Raw genomic sequence first — 15,760 nt, 5'->3', positions numbered from 1 at the left:
GAAGCCTGCTAGGAGAATGATAAAAGGGTGACGGTCGTCACCCTTTTATCATTTTATAGACATCTCGTTTTCCCATGCCTCTGTCTTTTGCAACTTGTTTTAAGGCATCCTTTTCGTTCAGGCCTTCTTTTATGTAGTGCTCAAAATGTTCTTCCGGTGTGAGTGTTTCCCATTTTGCTTGTTCTTCCAGAAGCTTTTTTTCTCGAGAAGCTCCTGCAAGAACCAAAACATATTCGCCTCTTGGCTCTTCTTCCCGGTACTTCTCAATCGCCTCGTCCAAAGTAAAGTATAGAACCTCCTCATGTTTTTTTGTCAGCTCTCTTGCGAGGCTCAAGGCTCGATTTTCCTGAAAAGTCTCTCGAAGATCCTCCAGGGTTTTCTTCAGATGATGTGGAGCTTCGTACAGGATGATGGTTCTTTCCTCTGTAGAAAGACTTTCTAAAATTGCCTTACGCTCTTTTTTGTTGCTTTTTTCCGTGGGGAGAAAGGCTTCAAAGACAAAGCGTCTTGTGCTTAAGGCAGATAGAGTAAGTGCGGTTACAAAGGCGGCAGGTCCGGGAAGACTTTCCACGTTTATACCGGCGTCAATCGCCTGCCTTACGAGTTCTTCGCCCGGATCACTGATGCAAGGGGTACCCGCATCGGTAATGAGGGCAATATTTTCCCCTTTTAAAAGCCGTGTTACAAGTTCCCGTGCTTTTTCGACCTTGTTGAACTCATGGTAGGCGGTCATCGGCGTCTTGATTTCAAAGTGATTGAGAAGCTTGATGGAATTCCTTGTATCCTCAGCAGCAATACAATCCGCTTCTTTTAGTGTGCGGAGTACACGGAGGCTGATATCTTCCAGATTTCCTATGGGAGTGGCACAGAGGCTTAATTTTCCGCTTTCCATGACTTAAGAGAGCTCCTTTCCTTGCAAAGGGGATTGGCTAAAGTTTCAGAATGAATAGTACTACAGTTCAGGGCGATTGCCCAGTCCTATAAGGCGGAAAATGGAGTTCTCGGGAACTTCTTTATTTAAATAGCATTCATGTAAGAAAAAAATCCCTATGGATTAGAAGAGAATAGGTAAGCTACCAGAGACGGTGGTAAGATTGCCGGATTGGGGCAAAAAAATACCCCGTTGGTTTCCCAACGAGGTATCAAAGATTATAATGTTTTAATTTGAGAACTATTATTCTCCACAAAACTAAATGCTTCAGGCGCTTTTGTCATCCACAATCGTGCATAATCCAGCTTATGACGCTCAAGCATGGAACGACAATCTTTTATTTTCATCTTACAAAAGTCCGTCTTGAAATTTTTAACGCTTCCACTTTTGGTCAGTTCCATCGTAGTTCGCACATCTGTACATCGAACTAACTCATCCTCCAAATTCAGAACTTGTGGAAGAAAAATGATTTTCAGCTTTCCGCAGTACCTGGTGAGAAGTTCCAAGTTCTTTTTTAGGTTTGATGTCTGTGGCACATCAGTATCAAATACCAAAACGACAGTCGTTCCCGCCTGAATAGACAACATCTGTGATTTTGGAATCAAATTCTGCACCACATTGAAGACCTTTATCTTCCCCGGAATCAATCTTTCCGGTGCTTCTTTTAAGGCCGCAATCAGTTGTTGTTCACAGGGGCCTTCTACATAATAGATGCACTTATTGTTCATCTTCCCACCCCATTTCCAGCTCGTCCAAAAGGGAATCCTGCGGAAGCGAAGCAAACACATCATTCTCGACCGCACAGCGTATAGAGTCTGTATTTCGTTTCAGTACATCCGATGCAGAAACAGCAGAAACCTGATATACACCTTCCTCCAGATGCTTACGCAAAAACACATAACTATGTTTCGGCAGGTTCAAATCCAGCATATCTGTATTATGCGTTGTAAAAATCAACTGTTCATCGTCTCCGATACGATCCAGCATAATACCGAAAATCCGTTTTTCAATATCGCTCTGAATATAAGAAAAATGTTCATCACAATAATAGAAACTGCTTTCTTTTGTCGCCATTGCAGCAAGGAACATTGCGACATCTATTCCTTCTGCTGTACCACTGGACAGTATCTCCCGATTCAGCAGTTTACCTTCCTGAATGATGATTTCCGTTCCACCGCGCCGAATAATAAAGGTATCCTTCAAATCTTTTGATAAACTAACGTCCTGCAATGTAGGATCAAGCGTCCCAATAACAGCACGCAGTGTCTTCAACAAAATGCTTTTATTTGCACCTGTAAGTTTCAAAGATTTTTCTATTTCAGGATATGCAAAACGATATCGAACAGCACCTACCAGCTTCTTAAGTGCTGTAGCGGTTCTGGTTGCCTCTATTGTTTGATCTTTCAGCTTCTTTACACATTTTTCATACGAATCCATCGTATCAATGTCTGCGGTCTGATACTGAATGTCAATCTCCTGATTAGAAGCATCAATCTGAGCTGACAACCGCTGCAGGCGGTAATCACCATTTACAAAATCAATACTGAAATATCCCTTATCGCCTGAAACCATCTCATACAGCGGTGTTGGATTTCCATCAGTCATATATCCGAAAATACGAAGCAAAGCCTTTCCAAGGCTGGTCTTTCCTGTAGCATTTGCACCCATAAGAATTACAGCCTTCTTATAGCGAAACCGCTCTCTTCCTTTCAGATATTCCTGATCGATAATCGAATTGACAATTTTTTTGGGATAACTGAAATTGATATGAAAATCATTGAATCCATAAACTCCCTTTAGCTCAAAGTCTAATACGATCATTTCAGAGTCTCCTTTTCGTTATTTCGCTTTATCCGAACTAATGATATCCTATTTAAAAGAGCATTTCAAGGACAAAGATTGACAAATTGCTTGCTTTTACACTCATTTTCTGCTGTAATGCCATTACGGTTTCTAACGATACAAATTCCGTCATTTCGGTCATATTCATCCAGCAGTTTCGGATGATGCGTAGTAAAATAAGCGTTCCCCATTTTTGTTCAGTTGGCTGTCCATAAAGAAGCGCACTAAGGTCGTTACAATTTCCTTGTTGAAATCTATATAGCATTGCGGAAAGTGCAAAGGCAAACCAACTAAAGCCCTACGAATACTTTACATACCTACTAAAGGGGCTCCTCAAATATCCAAGAGAAGAGGTTATTTACCATTTACCTCTAAATCAAAGAAACTATACCTTAGATTAATCATGATCGTCATCGCACGATCATACATAGCGCAGAGCGGTTTTTTTTCGGTTCAGAAGGGAGATTGCTTTTTGCGTTGGAGGTGAATAGGATACTTCACCTATCAAAACTTCTTGACAGACTAAAAATATTGTTTATAATTAAATTGCAAACAATTAAAAGTTGCTCTTTGCTTTATACCCATCTCGTATATCGAGTAGGGGAGAGAGTGGAGGCAAGTGTGTATGGCAGATATTTTCAAACAAAAGCAGTACAGAGTAGTAAGGATCGAAAAGGAGGAAGATATGAATATTTATGATTTTTCAGTACCCATGGTAGGCGGCGGAGCGCTTTCTTTGGCGGAGAACAAGGGAAAGGTAATGCTCATTGTTAATACGGCAACCGGCTGCGGATTCACGCCGCAGTATGAGGATCTCGAGAAGCTTTATGAGGAGTATCATGAGAAGGGATTGGAAATCATTGATATCCCTTGTAATCAGTTTGCCGGCCAGACTCCGGGAACGGATGAGGAGATTCATGAATTCTGTACATTAACCTACAATACCAAGTTCCCCCAGATGAAGAAGTCCGATGTCAACGGAGAAAATGCACTGCCTCTCTATGCTTTCTTAAAGGAGCAGAAGGGCTTTAATGGTTTTGGGCACAGTCCGAAGGGACTTGCGATGGCAGCTATGTGCCTTACAAGAGATGTGAATTATAAGAAGAATCCGGACATTAAATGGAATTTTACTAAGTTCCTTGTAGACAGAGATGGAAATGTTGTAGAACGCTTCGAGCCGACTGCGGACATGCAGGATGTGGCGAAGAAAGTTGCAGAGCTGATTTAAGAATTTCTTTCAAGGGAGCGATGACCAATCTTCGGAAGAAGCGGCGATAAATCTTTCGAGAGAGCTCCGATTCTATAGATAAAAGCATTTTCCTATGTTAATATAGCTATATCCCTAGAGTAGGGATATAGCTTTTTTAAGCAGGGAAAAAAATAGATTCCATTGCATTGCTCCGGCGAGCATGCTTTCTTAATAAAAGAGTGTATTTTGAAAAGGATTCCGAGTACGAAATATCTTGTGCTTTAGCTAAACGGAAGGGGGAAGGAATGAAAGAAGAGAATAGATCCGGTCTTTCTGATTTGCATTTTCCCGTTTTGTTTAGCAGCGTCAGTGGAAAAAGGGAAAGACTTGCTGTGGAAGCCGAGTGGCATGACTATGATGAACTGATTTATTTTCAGGAGGGTGAGTTTCAGCTTTATCTGAATCTGAAGGAGAAGCTGATTAAAGAGGAGTGTCTCTATTTTATTCCCAAAGGCTGTTTTCATCGAATTTATGCGACCTCGGATAAGGCGGTAGAGCATTCTCTCTGCTTCAATCTGGAAGAGTTTCGTTTTTTGGAAAATGACTTTGTAGAGCAGAAGTTTTTCGCTCCTTTACGGGAAGAGAAGCATTTTTTTCCGGAGGAAATCAGTCTAAATGATATGGGCTTTATTGATGCAGTGCAAAGTTTTTCCCGTATGGTGCAATATTTTCATAAGCACGGTTTGAGAGAGGAAAGCATAGAGTCCTGCAAAAAATACAGTCTTCGTGGCCTGGCGGACCACATGCATATGCGGGCAGAGATGTTGCATCTTTTTGCGACTATGGAAGGTATGGGATTGATTCGGGAGAAGAGTCCGACAGAGGAGGGAAACAAGGCGGAGCTTCTGAAAGAGTGCATCTTATACATGGAAGAGCATTATAAGGAAAAATTGTATATTCATAATCTTTCTTCTCTTTGCCGGTTAAATGAGCAATATTTTACTCGATTTTTCGGGAATCATGTGGGGCTCCCCCCTTTGGAGTACCTCAATCGCTATCGCGTGAAAAAGGCAACGGATCTGATGATTAAGACCGAGGAAAAGATAGTGGATATCGCAAAGAATACAGGTTTCCATAATCAAGGTAACTTTATTAAAACCTTTAAAACTATTATGGGAGAAACGCCAAACCAATATAGAAAGAGAATGTTGGGATAACTGTAAAACGAATCAAGCACGTATCTTTGTATTTGAAAAAAGAATGTATAGAAAGAAGGACAACAAAAATGACGTATTATTATCCGGCAATTATCCGGAAAAAAGACGAAGGCTATAGAGTGGATGTGATTGATTTGGAAGGTTGCTTCGGAGAAGGAAAAGACAAGCAGGATGCCTTGGAAGACGCACGGCACGCAGGAGTAAACTGGCTCCTTGTGGAGTCCGAGGACAGCATGAACTTCCCCAAGCAGACACACTTAGACGATATAGAACTGAAAGAAGGAGAAGAGAAGACCATGCTTGCCTTCCTCATGCCAAAAGAAGGGTGGGATGAGTAGGGAAAGACTTTTCTTCAGAAAAGTCGTCCCGTACCGACCACAGCCCGAAGGGGTGTGCTTTGCGAAGCAAAGTTTGTTTCAGCTCTCCTTTGCTGAAACAAAGTCCCGGAGATTTGAAAATAAAGCTGTTTTTTAATGCTACGCAGTCCTGAAATGGGGCACGCTCTCGCTAACCTCGCCTCGTAGCAGCACTAAGCTTCAAGCTACGCTATGCTTGCTTTCAGCAAGTGCTGACGGGCTCAGATTACCCCCTTTCAGGACTGCGCAGCATTATAAGAACTTTACAGCTGTATTTTCAAAGTCCCATTTTCCCCCTTGTCACCCCCTTTATTTTTTGCTATACTCTTGCAGACATTTGGGCAGGATAGGAGGACAAGGTGAGTAAGGTACTTCTGAAAAATGGCTATGTGTATACGAATGAAGGAATCGGGAAAGCGGATGTACTGCTTTCCGCAGATAGACTTTTTCTTGATTTTTCTGAAAATGATTTAGAGAATACTACTGTTTACAATATAGAGGGGAAATTAATTGTTCCGGGCTTTGTAGATGTTCATGTACATCTCAGAGAGCCCGGTTTTTTGTATAAGGAAACGGTGGAGAGCGGAACGAGGGCGGCGGCGCACGGAGGCTATACCGCAATCTGCGCTATGCCGAACTTAAATCCGCCGCCATCAACTAGGGAAAATCTCTCCTTAGAGCTTCAGGCAATAGAGAAGGATGCACTCATTAAGGTTTATCCTTACGGTACGATTACCCGGGAGCAAAAGGGACGGGGCGTGCTTTCCGATATGGAGGAGATTGCAACGGATGTGATTGCTTTTTCCGATGACGGAAAGGGAATGCAGGAAGAGGCATTGATGAGGGAGGCCATGCAGAAAGCGCATGCACTCGGAAAGGCCATTGTTGCACACTGTGAGGATGAAAGCGAATTAAAGCCGGGCGGATGCATCCATGACGGAGACTTTGCAAAAGCCCACGGCTATATCGGAATTAACTCGGCTTCGGAATGGAAGCAGGTGGAAAGAGACCTTCGGCTTTCTGAGGAAACCGGCGCACAGTATCATATCTGCCACATTTCCACAAAAGAATCCGTAGAGCTTCTTCGAAAGGCGAAGAAAAGAGGAGTGAAGGCGACAGGCGAGACAGGACCGCATTACCTCATGTTTACGGATAGGGACTTGGAGGAAGACGGAAGTTGGAAGATGAATCCCCCGATTCGTTCGGCAGCGGACAGAGAAGCTTTAATTCGGGGAATACAGGACGGCACGATTGACTGCTTAATCACGGACCATGCACCCCACAGTGCGGAAGAAAAGAGTAAGGGCCTGTCCCAATCCTTCTTTGGAATCGTAGGATTGGAAACCGCTTTTCCGTCTATGCTCCACAATATGGTTCTCCGGAACCCCTTAGACCGGGAAGAAGAACGCGTAGATAGACGAGAGGCAAAGGCGAACGCTTCAGAGATTCTCGCCGAGGGAGGAAAGACAGTGTATGGCGCGATTTCTCTCTATAGACTACTGGAACTGATGTGCACAAAACCGAGAGAAATCTTTCCGATTCGCGGACCGAAGTATATCGAAAACGGCGTGGAAGCGGATATTGCGGTTTTAGACCTTGACGAAGTGTACAAGGTCAATCCGGAGAGCTTCTATACAAAAGGCAGAAGCACGCTCTTTGCAGCGCAGGAGGTACAGGGTAGGGTGCTGAAGACCTTTTATCAAGGAAGAGAAGTTTACGACAGCGAAAAAGGGATTTTGCAGGTTTAGGAAGACTAAGTCATCGAGGAGAAAAGGCAGACCAAGGAATAACTGTGTTTTCTGAAACCGGTTTACTTTTGGAAAAAACTTTATTATGGGGAAAGAGCTGAGTAAAAGTAAGGAGAGGAGAAAGACTGCATGCAAGAATGCGAGTTTAAGATACTGGAAAACAAAATGATTGCGAAAGAGGTTTTCCTGATGAAGCTGGACGGAGACTGCTCGGAGTTTACGGCGCCCGGACAGTTTTGTGAGATTAAGATTCCCGGGAAGTATTTGAGGAGACCGATTTCCGTCTGTGATGTTTCGGAAAATACCTTAACCCTCATTTATAAGGTTTTGGGAGAGGGGACGGAAGAGCTCTCCTGCATGGAAGAAGGGGAATACCTCTCCATCTTAACAGGACTTGGAAACGGCTACAGCGTGGAGGACGCCCCGAAAAATCCTGTACTCTGCGGCGGCGGAGTCGGTGTTCCGCCCCTTTACTACCTCTGTAAGAAACTGGTGGAGGCCGGTAAGCACCCCTATGTGGCGCTCGGCTTTCGTTCCAAAGAGGATGTTTTCTTTGAAGAAGAGTTCCGCACACTGGGCGTTCCCGTGAATGTGGCGACAGAGGACGGCAGTCATGGACAAAAGGGCTTTGTGACTGCTCTTCTCGGAAATCATAACTACGCCATGGTCTGCGGGCCGGAGCCCATGCTCCGCGCCGTACATGAGAAGGTTGAGGGCGGACAGTTCAGCTTTGAGGAGCGCATGGGTTGCGGCTTTGGAGCTTGTATGGGGTGCAGCAGGAAAATGAAGTCCGGCATGAAGCGCATCTGCAAGGACGGACCGGTATTTGCATGGGAGGAAATTGAATGGTAAGCATCAAAACAACGCTTTCGGGAATAGAGCTGGACAATCCGATTATTCCTGCCTCCGGCACCTTTGCCTTCGGAGAAGAATTCAAGAGCCTCTACGACTTAAATATCCTTGGATCCCTTTCCTTTAAGGGAACGACGGTGGAGGAACGGCCGGGAAATGCCCTGCCCCGCATTGCGGAGTGCCCGGGTGGCATGCTGAATTCCGTGGGACTCCAGAATCCCGGTGTGAAAAAGGTTGTGGAAGAGGAGCTTCCGCGCCTTGGAAAGTTCTTCAAAAAGCCCTTGGTAGCGAATATCTCCGGTTTTTCTCTGGAGGACTTCGCCATCCTCTCTGAAGAGATGGATAAGGTGGAAAATGTCGGCATTTTAGAAGTGAATATCTCCTGCCCGAATGTATCCCACGGGGGGATGGCCTTCGGAACGGACGCAAAGTCCGTGGAAGCGGTTTGCAGAGTAGTAAAGGAGAAGACGAAGAAGCCGGTTTACATGAAGTTAAGTCCGAATGTGACCGATATTACGGAAATGGCGAGGGCTGCAGAAAGCGGAGGAGCGGACGGTCTTTCGCTCATTAACACGGTGCTCGGTATGCGGATTGATATTAAGAGAAGAAAGCCGGTGCTGGCAAACAAGGTCGGGGGCTATTCCGGACCGGGCATCTTCCCGATTGCCGTTCGTGCCGTCTATGCGGTACATCAGGCAGTAAAGCTTCCGCTTATCGGGATGGGCGGAATCAGCCGTGCGGAGGATGTCTTGGAAATGATGATGGCGGGTGCAAGTGCGGTGGAAGTCGGGGCAGAGAACCTTGTGAATCCGAGGGTTTGCGAAGAAATCATCACGGAACTTCCAATACTTTGCGAGAGACTGGGGATTGAGGATATACAGGATATTATCGGAATTGTTTAGTTAAAAGCAGTTTAGTTATATAGAAGAGATAAACTGAATTCGAAAACATAGAAGGCACAAAGTCGAATTCAAGATAAATCAATGAAAATATATAGATAAAAATGGGAAGGAGCCAAAATGGGAAAGGATGTTATGGTAGCGCTGGATTTTCCGAGCGGTGAGAAGGCCTTGGCGTTTTTAGACTTATTTGCAAAGGAAGAAAGAAAGCCCTATGTAAAGGTGGGAATGGAGCTTTTTTACAGTGAGGGACCGGAGATTGTTAGGAAAATAAAGGAGAGAGGACATCAGATTTTTCTGGATTTAAAGCTTCATGATATTCCGAATACCGTAAAGGGCGGAATGCGCTCCTTACGAGACCTCGGTGTGGATATGACGAACCTGCACGCGTCCGGAGGTGTGGAAATGATGCGACAGGCACTTCGCGGTCTTTCCTTCGAGGATGGAGAGAATGAGGCTTCTTCTTGCAAGGCGGAAAAGGAAAGCTCGGGCTCTACGAATCAAAAAAATCGTCCGCTTCTTATTGCGGTAACGCAGCTTACCTCCACGGACCAAAGGTGTATGGAGGAGGAACTTCTCATTAAGGAAGAGCTGAAAAAGGTTGTGCTCCACTACGGACAAAATGCAAAAACGGCAGGGCTCGACGGTGTGGTTTGCTCTCCTTGGGAAGCAAGAGAAATCCATGAAAAGCTGGGAAAGGATTTCTTAACGATCACTCCGGGTGTTCGCTTTAAGGGCGGTGACGTAGGAGATCAAAAGAGAGTTATGAGTCCGGCAGACGCGAAGGAAGCGGGCTCGGACTACATCGTAATGGGACGCCCCATTACGCAGGCGGAAAATCCGGTAGAGGCCTATAGAGAAGCGGTAAGACAGTTCTGCGACTAAACTTCCTTTCTAAGATAAGGAAAAGCGAAGTTTCGTGAAGAAAAGTAGAGTTTTGTGAAAAGCCGGAATACAGCGGTACAGTAATGGTAGTTTGGTATAGTGTAAAATGAGTTAAACAAGTTTATATAGCATGTTACATAGCAGGAGGGAAAAGATGAGAAAAGAAGAAATTGCAGAAGGTTTATTATCCATTCAGGCGGTATTTTTAAGACCGAAGGAGCCCTTTACTTGGGCATCGGGAATTCATTCTCCCATTTATTGTGATAACCGCTTGACCCTCTCTTTTCCGGAGGTAAGAAGAAAGATTGAGGCGGGGCTTGCCGAGCTTGTGAAAGAGCATTTTCCGGAGGCAAAGGCGCTTTTCGGGACGTCTACGGCTGGCATTGCACATGCCGCTTTAACCGCGGAAATCCTGGACCTTCCTATGGGCTATGTGAGAGGATCTGCAAAGGATCACGGAAGACAAAACCAGATTGAAGGAAAGCTCACTCCGGGTGAGCCCGTTGTCGTGGTGGAGGATCTCATATCTACAGGCGGATCCGTCATAGACTGCGTGAAGGTCTTAGAGGAAAATGGTGCCAAGGTGCTTGGCGTGGTGAGCATTTTCACCTACGGAATGGAAAAGGGAAAAAAGAGACTGAGCGAGGCCAATGTGATAAATCATTCCCTCTGCGACTTGGACTCTCTTTTACCGGTAGCTGTTGCAAAGGGCTATATCGAAAAGGAAGAGGAGGCAAAGCTTCTGCACTTTAGAGACAACCCCTCCGATGAGTCTTGGATGACGAAGTAGTGCCGGATAGCAGGGCGTTTCCGGTGAAGGAAGAAGTAAGTGTTTGTAGAACAGCTGTTATGCATAAGAGCAATTCCTGAAAAGGATTCTCTATAGATGATGTTTAAATATAAGAAAGGGTAAAAGGATGGAGAAAAATCGTAGTATCATTAACATTTTGGATCTGAGTGTTGAGGAAATTAATGAGCTGATGGCTTTGGCGGATAAGATCGAAGCGAAGCCCGAAGACTACTGGGAACGTTGTAAACACAAGAAGCTGGCGACTCTGTTCTTTGAACCGTCTACAAGAACAAGACTTTCCTTTGAGGCGGCTATGCTGGAGCTCGGCGGTTCCGTTCTCGGTTTTGCAGGAGCTTCGAGTTCTTCCGCGGCAAAGGGAGAGAGTGTAGCCGATACGATTGAGACTGTTTCCAACTATGCGGATATTATTACCATGAGACATCCGAAGGAGGGTGCACCGGTTGTAGCGTCAACCCACACAACGGTTCCGTTCATCAATGCCGGAGACGGAGGACATTTTCACCCGACACAGACCTTGGCAGACCTTCTGACCATTCATAGAACCTACGGAAGAGTTGACAACTTATGCATCGGTGTTTGTGGAGACTTGAAATTCGGTCGTACCGTACACTCCTTAATCGACGCCATGCTCCGCTACCCGAATAACCGCTATATTTTGATTTCCCCCGAAGAGCTTCGTCTTCCGGAGTACGAGATTGAGAAATTAAAGGAAGCCGGTGCGGAGTTCAGAGAGACGACGGACCTGGAAGGCTCCATCCCGGAGCTCGATATCCTCTATATGACGAGAGTTCAGAGAGAGCGCTTCTTTAACGAGGAAGACTACCTTCGCTTAAAGGACATCTATGTGCTGACTCCCGAAAAGCTGAAAAATGCGAAAGAAACGATGGGAATTCTTCATCCGCTTCCCCGTGTAAACGAGATTTCCGTTCAAGTAGATAAGGATAAGCGTGCAAAGTATTTCTATCAGACACTTTGCGGAAAGCAGATGAGAATGGCACTGATTTTGAAGCTTCTCGGACTGGATAAGTAAATCTAGATTTATTGATTAAAGATTGTACTTCCATTCATATACTCTTTTCTAAAGGCGCTCTCGCTCGATTCCGAAAGAGCGGCACTAAGCCTCGAGCTTCGCTGCGCTTGCTCTCGGCAAGTGCCGGCGTCTCCATACGCTTTATCAAAGAGTATATGAACAGAAATTGTAAATCCACAATAAATCTATCTTTATCATGTAACTAACGATAATAGGAAGGAAAGGAAATCATTATGAATATAGATGGAATTGAGAACGGTATTGTTTTAGATCATATTAAGGCGGGAAAGAGTATGCTGGTGTATCAGTATCTGGGACTGCAGAATTTGAATAGTCCGGTGGCACTCATTCAGAACTGCTCTTCCGGAAAGATGGGAAAGAAGGACATTGTAAAGATTGCGGAGAATATTGACCTTGACTTAAATGTGCTCGGCTACATCGATCCGGGCATTACCGTAAACTACATTCGGGACGGAAAAAGAGTGGATAAGGCAAATCTTTCTCTGCCGGAAACACTGAAAAATGTCCTGCATTGCAAGAACCCCCGTTGCATTACATCTACGGAGCAGGAGCTTCCACAGGTATTTAAGAAGATTGAGGGAAAAAAGAGGCAGTATCGTTGCATTTATTGTGATACAATTGCGAAGAACGATGAATTTGAATAAACTATGCTTTTAGAGGAAAGGTATTCATAGCGAAAAAGGCTATGGAAATGCTGAAATCGTATTCGCTTAAATCCACTTCTGAAACCGTAGTTTTGGAAGTGGATTTTTTATGTGAGGAAAAGGATATGAGTAGTTTTCTTTTAGAACGGAGAAGGGCAGGGATTTTGATGCCTCTGTTCTCCTTACCGGGAAAATACGGAATAGGAAGTTTTTCAAAGGAAGCAAGAGAGTTTGTTCGTTTTTTGAAGGAGGCAGGGCAGAGCTATTGGCAGATTCTACCCATGGGACCGACAGGCTACGGAGATTCTCCTTACCAGAGCTTTTCGACCTTTGCGGGAAACCCTTATTTTATTGACCTGGATACCTTAGTGGAAGAGGGGCTGCTTTTGGAAGAAGAGCTTTCCGACCTTTCTTTTTCCGACTCGGAAGAGCGCGTAGATTACGGAAAGCTCTACAAGCTTCGTTTTCCGGTACTGGATAAAGCGGTAAAGCGCTTTTTGACAAGATTGGAAGCGGAAACGGAATCCGAAAAGAAAGATAAAGCGGAAGCGGAAATGGAGGGGGAAACGGAGCTTAAACCGTTCGCAAAAACCGATGCGGAGTGTTTTTCGTTCAAGGCGGAGAAAGAGGCATATTTGACATTCCTTTCCGAAAATGCGCATTGGCTTCCGAGTTATGCTGCTTTTATGGAAAAAAAGATGCCGTATTCCGCTGACTTTCATAAGGTTTGCCAGTATTTTTTTATCAAACAGTGGAAGAGCCTGAAAGACTATGCAAATAGCTTAGGAATTCAGATTATTGGGGATATTCCCATCTATGTTTCCTTGGATTCTTCCGATATCTTGGATCACCCCTCTCTCTTTCAATTAACGGAAAACGGAGAGCCCTCCGCGGTCGCCGGTTGCCCTCCCGATGCCTTTGCGGAAAATGGACAGCTTTGGGGAAACCCGCTCTACGCTTGGGAGAAGCATGAGGAAGAAGGCTACAGCTGGTGGATTTCCAGAATGAAGCATTGCTTTTCTCTTTATGACATTGTGCGTGTAGACCATTTCCGTGGTTTTGATGAGTATTTTTCCATTCCCTACGGGGATGAAAATGCAAAGCGCGGACATTGGGAAAAGGGGCCGGGTATGAAGCTTTTTCATGCCATGGAGCAGGCTCTTGGAAAGAAAGAGGTTATCGCGGAGGACTTAGGCTATGTCACGGAGTCCGTGAAGAAGCTCGTTAAAGACAGTGGCTTCCCGGGGATGAAGCTTCTGGAATTTGCCTTTGACTCGAGGGAGAGCGGAGATTATCGTCCGAATACCTGGACCAAAAACACGGTTTGCTACACGGGAACTCATGACAATCAGGTCTTAAAGGACTGGTTTTTGGAAATCCTTCCGGAGGACCGGGAAATGGCGGCTGATTATAGCGGTAAGACAGTAGAAGAGCTTCTTAAGATGGATTATGTTGACTTCTTTATCAAAATGACCCTGGACTCGGTTTCCAATACGGCAATGATTCCCATGCAGGACTATTTACATAAGGGAAAGGAAGCGCGCATCAATACGCCTTCCAAGCTTGGCAATAACTGGAGCTACCGCTTTTCGAAGGAAGATTTTTCCAAGGATGTGGCGGAAAAGATCCGGAAAATGGCGGAAGAAAGCGGTAGACTTAGCTAGAGTGGCGTTTTAGGAAAATGCGTTTTTGCGTGGCCGTATGTTTTCAGAGGATAAGCAATAGAGAGCTTACAGAAAATAGGTTTAACGATGTTGAAAAATGCTTTGTATTATCAAGAGGAAAAAGAGAGTTATAAGGCAAAGGTTCTGTCCTGTCTGCCTTTATGCGGAAAAGAAAAGGAAGCATGGGAGAAGAGAGTGGGAAAAAGCTTTCCTGCTCTTTTTCTTCTGCGGCTTTCCGAAGAGCCCTTTTATCCGGAGGGAGGCGGACAGGCACCGGACAAGGGGACGATAGACGGTGCAGAGCTTCTCTTTGCGGAAAATGTGGAGGACGAGTATATTGTGCATCTTCTTGCAAAAGAGATTCCGGAAGGAACGGAGGTACTTTGCAAGGTAGACTATGCCTATCGAAGAAGACAGTCGGAAAATCACAGCGGAGAACATATTTTTGCGGGGCTTATCAGCAGTCGCTTCGGCTACAGCAATGTCGGCTTTCACATGGAACTCACCGCAGAAAATCCGCATGTCACTGTAGATTTTAACGGAGAGCTTTCGGAGGAGGCACTTTCCGAGCTGGAATCGGCAGTGAATGCCGTGATTCGAAGAAATCTACCGGTAGAGGAGAAATATGTAGAAGAACAAGAATCTGAAGGACAAGAATCCGAAGAACAAGAATCTAAAGAACAAGAATCTAAAGAACAAGAATCCGGAGGGTCGAATTCGGAGAAAAGTTTGGAAAAGCTGACGGGAGAAGAACTGCCAATCGGAAGCCTTGAACAAGGAAAGAAAACGATAGAATTCCGCCAAAAGAAGGCTCTTTCCGGTGCGATTCGCGTAGTCAGTATCCCGGGAGTGGACAGCTGCGCCTGTTGTGGAACGCATGTAAAGCGGACAGGAGAAATCGGGCTCTTTAAGCTTCTGTCCTTTGAGAGACACCGGGGCGGAACAAGAGTTTTCCTGCTTTCCGGAGAGCTTGCTTTTTTGGACACGCAGAAAAAAGAAAAGCTGCTTTTCAAGGTATCCCGTAAGATGAGTACCGACTATCAAAGTATTTCCGAACGGGTGGATAAGCTGAAGGAACAGACGGAAGAGGAAAGAGGAAGACGAATCGCGCTTTCCCTGCAGGCGGTAGAACTGCTTGGAAACAACTATAAGAAAGAACAGTTTATACAAAAAAGAGCTGTTTTCACAGGAAAACCTCTCCTTGGCGAAGCTTTAGAATACTACGGAAACAAAAATCTGGTAGTCTTCCATTTTCCGGACTTTGAGATGATCCTTCTCAATAAAGCCTGTGAGAGCTTAAAATCCTATGTGGATACGGATTTCTTTTGCTTTTCAAGACGAGGAGAGCAGGAGTGGCAGTTTGCGGGAGCCGGACAGGCAGGATTTTTGGAACGGTTTAAGAAATGGAAAGAGGAGAGGCACTTTTCCGGAGGGGGAAAGGAAGAGATGCTGCAGGGACGCTTCCGGGGGAGCAGAGAAGAACTGAAAGATTGGATAGACAGTGCAGAATAATCTGCACTGTCTTATTTTTTATTAAAAATAGACGATATAAATCACAATAAGATGTATTTTTAATAAAAATACATAAAAGTGAATGGTGAAAACACCAAAAATGGAGTTCTGGAAAAGTTTTAAAGATTGTACAAAAGGGTAAGGAAGCAGGCGGAGAAA

15 protein-coding genes and 1 pseudogene are annotated in these 15,760 nt (G+C 44.9%); 13 read left to right on the top strand and 3 right to left on the bottom strand.

What is annotated here, in order from left to right:
- Positions 1 to 37 precede the first annotated feature (37 nt).
- The 3 genes from rsmI to HMPREF9625_RS03130 all read right to left on the bottom strand — a co-directional run bounded on the left by rsmI (position 38) and on the right by HMPREF9625_RS03130 (position 2,752).
- A complete protein-coding gene (rsmI, locus tag HMPREF9625_RS03140) occupies positions 38 to 892 on the bottom strand; it encodes a 16S rRNA (cytidine(1402)-2'-O)-methyltransferase (RefSeq protein WP_009535554.1) in 855 nt (284 codons plus the stop codon).
- A 257-nt stretch (positions 893 to 1,149) separates the two neighbouring features.
- Positions 1,150 to 1,659, bottom strand: coding sequence for a hypothetical protein (locus HMPREF9625_RS03135; protein WP_009535553.1), 510 nt, complete (start codon positions 1,657 to 1,659; stop codon positions 1,150 to 1,152).
- Positions 1,649 to 2,752: an AAA family ATPase gene (locus tag HMPREF9625_RS03130; RefSeq protein ID WP_009535552.1), complete on the bottom strand. Its 1,104-nt coding sequence runs from the start codon at positions 2,750 to 2,752 to the stop codon at positions 1,649 to 1,651. The genes HMPREF9625_RS03135 and HMPREF9625_RS03130 overlap by 11 nt, the downstream gene beginning before the upstream one ends.
- Before the next feature lie 275 nt (positions 2,753 to 3,027).
- Here HMPREF9625_RS03130 and HMPREF9625_RS11645 point away from each other — a divergent pair.
- The 13 genes and pseudogenes from HMPREF9625_RS11645 to HMPREF9625_RS03070 all read left to right on the top strand — a co-directional run.
- Positions 3,028 to 3,129 (top strand): annotated as a pseudogene (locus HMPREF9625_RS11645) (transposase domain-containing protein); the annotation flags it as partial.
- Between the two features lie 329 nt (positions 3,130 to 3,458).
- Complete coding sequence (locus HMPREF9625_RS03125) at positions 3,459 to 4,001, top strand: glutathione peroxidase (RefSeq protein ID WP_195891285.1); 543 nt, start codon at positions 3,459 to 3,461, stop codon at positions 3,999 to 4,001.
- A gap of 266 nt (positions 4,002 to 4,267) precedes the next feature.
- On the top strand, positions 4,268 to 5,179 hold the full coding sequence (locus HMPREF9625_RS03120; protein ID WP_009535550.1) for an AraC family transcriptional regulator: 912 nt from the start codon (positions 4,268 to 4,270) through the stop codon (positions 5,177 to 5,179).
- Between the two features lie 68 nt (positions 5,180 to 5,247).
- Entirely contained in the window at positions 5,248 to 5,517 is a 270-nt protein-coding gene (locus tag HMPREF9625_RS03115) for a type II toxin-antitoxin system HicB family antitoxin (protein ID WP_009535549.1), read from the top strand.
- A gap of 377 nt (positions 5,518 to 5,894) precedes the next feature.
- Positions 5,895 to 7,283, top strand: coding sequence for a dihydroorotase (locus tag HMPREF9625_RS03110; protein ID WP_009535548.1), 1,389 nt, complete (start codon positions 5,895 to 5,897; stop codon positions 7,281 to 7,283).
- Positions 7,284 to 7,412: 129 nt separating this feature from the next.
- Positions 7,413 to 8,135, top strand: coding sequence for a dihydroorotate dehydrogenase electron transfer subunit (locus HMPREF9625_RS03105; protein ID WP_009535547.1), 723 nt, complete (start codon positions 7,413 to 7,415; stop codon positions 8,133 to 8,135).
- Positions 8,129 to 9,037, top strand: a complete 909-nt coding sequence (locus tag HMPREF9625_RS03100; RefSeq protein WP_009535546.1) for a dihydroorotate dehydrogenase — start codon at positions 8,129 to 8,131, stop codon at positions 9,035 to 9,037. Before HMPREF9625_RS03105 ends, HMPREF9625_RS03100 begins: the two co-directional genes overlap by 7 nt.
- A 117-nt stretch (positions 9,038 to 9,154) precedes the next feature.
- Complete coding sequence (gene pyrF / locus HMPREF9625_RS03095) at positions 9,155 to 9,919, top strand: orotidine-5'-phosphate decarboxylase (protein ID WP_009535545.1); 765 nt, start codon at positions 9,155 to 9,157, stop codon at positions 9,917 to 9,919.
- Positions 9,920 to 10,073: 154 nt separating this feature from the next.
- Positions 10,074 to 10,709, top strand: a complete 636-nt coding sequence (pyrE, locus tag HMPREF9625_RS03090; RefSeq protein WP_009535544.1) for an orotate phosphoribosyltransferase — start codon at positions 10,074 to 10,076, stop codon at positions 10,707 to 10,709.
- A 127-nt stretch (positions 10,710 to 10,836) separates the two neighbouring features.
- On the top strand, positions 10,837 to 11,760 hold the full coding sequence (pyrB, locus tag HMPREF9625_RS03085; RefSeq protein WP_009535543.1) for an aspartate carbamoyltransferase: 924 nt from the start codon (positions 10,837 to 10,839) through the stop codon (positions 11,758 to 11,760).
- A 233-nt stretch (positions 11,761 to 11,993) separates the two neighbouring features.
- Positions 11,994 to 12,425, top strand: a complete 432-nt coding sequence (locus tag HMPREF9625_RS03080) for an aspartate carbamoyltransferase regulatory subunit (RefSeq protein WP_009535542.1) — start codon at positions 11,994 to 11,996, stop codon at positions 12,423 to 12,425.
- A 125-nt stretch (positions 12,426 to 12,550) separates the two neighbouring features.
- Positions 12,551 to 14,089, top strand: a complete 1,539-nt coding sequence (malQ, locus tag HMPREF9625_RS03075; protein WP_036569438.1) for a 4-alpha-glucanotransferase — start codon at positions 12,551 to 12,553, stop codon at positions 14,087 to 14,089.
- Between the two features lie 87 nt (positions 14,090 to 14,176).
- Positions 14,177 to 15,601 (top strand): alanyl-tRNA editing protein, encoded by a 1,425-nt coding sequence (locus HMPREF9625_RS03070; protein WP_009535540.1) that lies wholly within the window; start codon positions 14,177 to 14,179, stop codon positions 15,599 to 15,601.
- Positions 15,602 to 15,760: the final 159 nt, after the last annotated feature.

The sequence above is a fragment of the Oribacterium parvum ACB1 genome, from assembly GCF_000238055.2.
In the GTDB taxonomy this organism is placed as follows: Bacteria; Bacillota; Clostridia; order Lachnospirales; family Lachnospiraceae; genus Oribacterium; species Oribacterium parvum.
Note: the sequence above shows the minus strand (reverse complement) of the source record. Positions and strands in the feature narration are given on the sequence as shown.

Coding starts and splice junctions, on each gene's coding strand:
- HMPREF9625_RS03135 (WP_009535553.1), bottom strand. CDS start 1,659: ATGAACAATAAGTGCATCTATTATGTAGAAGGCCCCTGTGAACAACAA.
- HMPREF9625_RS03120 (WP_009535550.1), top strand. CDS start 4,268: ATGAAAGAAGAGAATAGATCCGGTCTTTCTGATTTGCATTTTCCCGTT.
- HMPREF9625_RS03115 (WP_009535549.1), top strand. CDS start 5,248: ATGACGTATTATTATCCGGCAATTATCCGGAAAAAAGACGAAGGCTAT.
- HMPREF9625_RS03100 (WP_009535546.1), top strand. CDS start 8,129: ATGGTAAGCATCAAAACAACGCTTTCGGGAATAGAGCTGGACAATCCG.
- HMPREF9625_RS03070 (WP_009535540.1), top strand. CDS start 14,177: ATGTTGAAAAATGCTTTGTATTATCAAGAGGAAAAAGAGAGTTATAAG.
- malQ (WP_036569438.1), top strand. CDS start 12,551: ATGAGTAGTTTTCTTTTAGAACGGAGAAGGGCAGGGATTTTGATGCCT.
- pyrE (WP_009535544.1), top strand. CDS start 10,074: ATGAGAAAAGAAGAAATTGCAGAAGGTTTATTATCCATTCAGGCGGTA.
- HMPREF9625_RS03080 (WP_009535542.1), top strand. CDS start 11,994: ATGAATATAGATGGAATTGAGAACGGTATTGTTTTAGATCATATTAAG.
- pyrF (WP_009535545.1), top strand. CDS start 9,155: ATGGGAAAGGATGTTATGGTAGCGCTGGATTTTCCGAGCGGTGAGAAG.
- rsmI (WP_009535554.1), bottom strand. CDS start 892: ATGGAAAGCGGAAAATTAAGCCTCTGTGCCACTCCCATAGGAAATCTG.
- HMPREF9625_RS03130 (WP_009535552.1), bottom strand. CDS start 2,752: ATGATCGTATTAGACTTTGAGCTAAAGGGAGTTTATGGATTCAATGAT.
- HMPREF9625_RS03125 (WP_195891285.1), top strand. CDS start 3,459: ATGAATATTTATGATTTTTCAGTACCCATGGTAGGCGGCGGAGCGCTT.
- HMPREF9625_RS03105 (WP_009535547.1), top strand. CDS start 7,413: ATGCAAGAATGCGAGTTTAAGATACTGGAAAACAAAATGATTGCGAAA.
- pyrB (WP_009535543.1), top strand. CDS start 10,837: ATGGAGAAAAATCGTAGTATCATTAACATTTTGGATCTGAGTGTTGAG.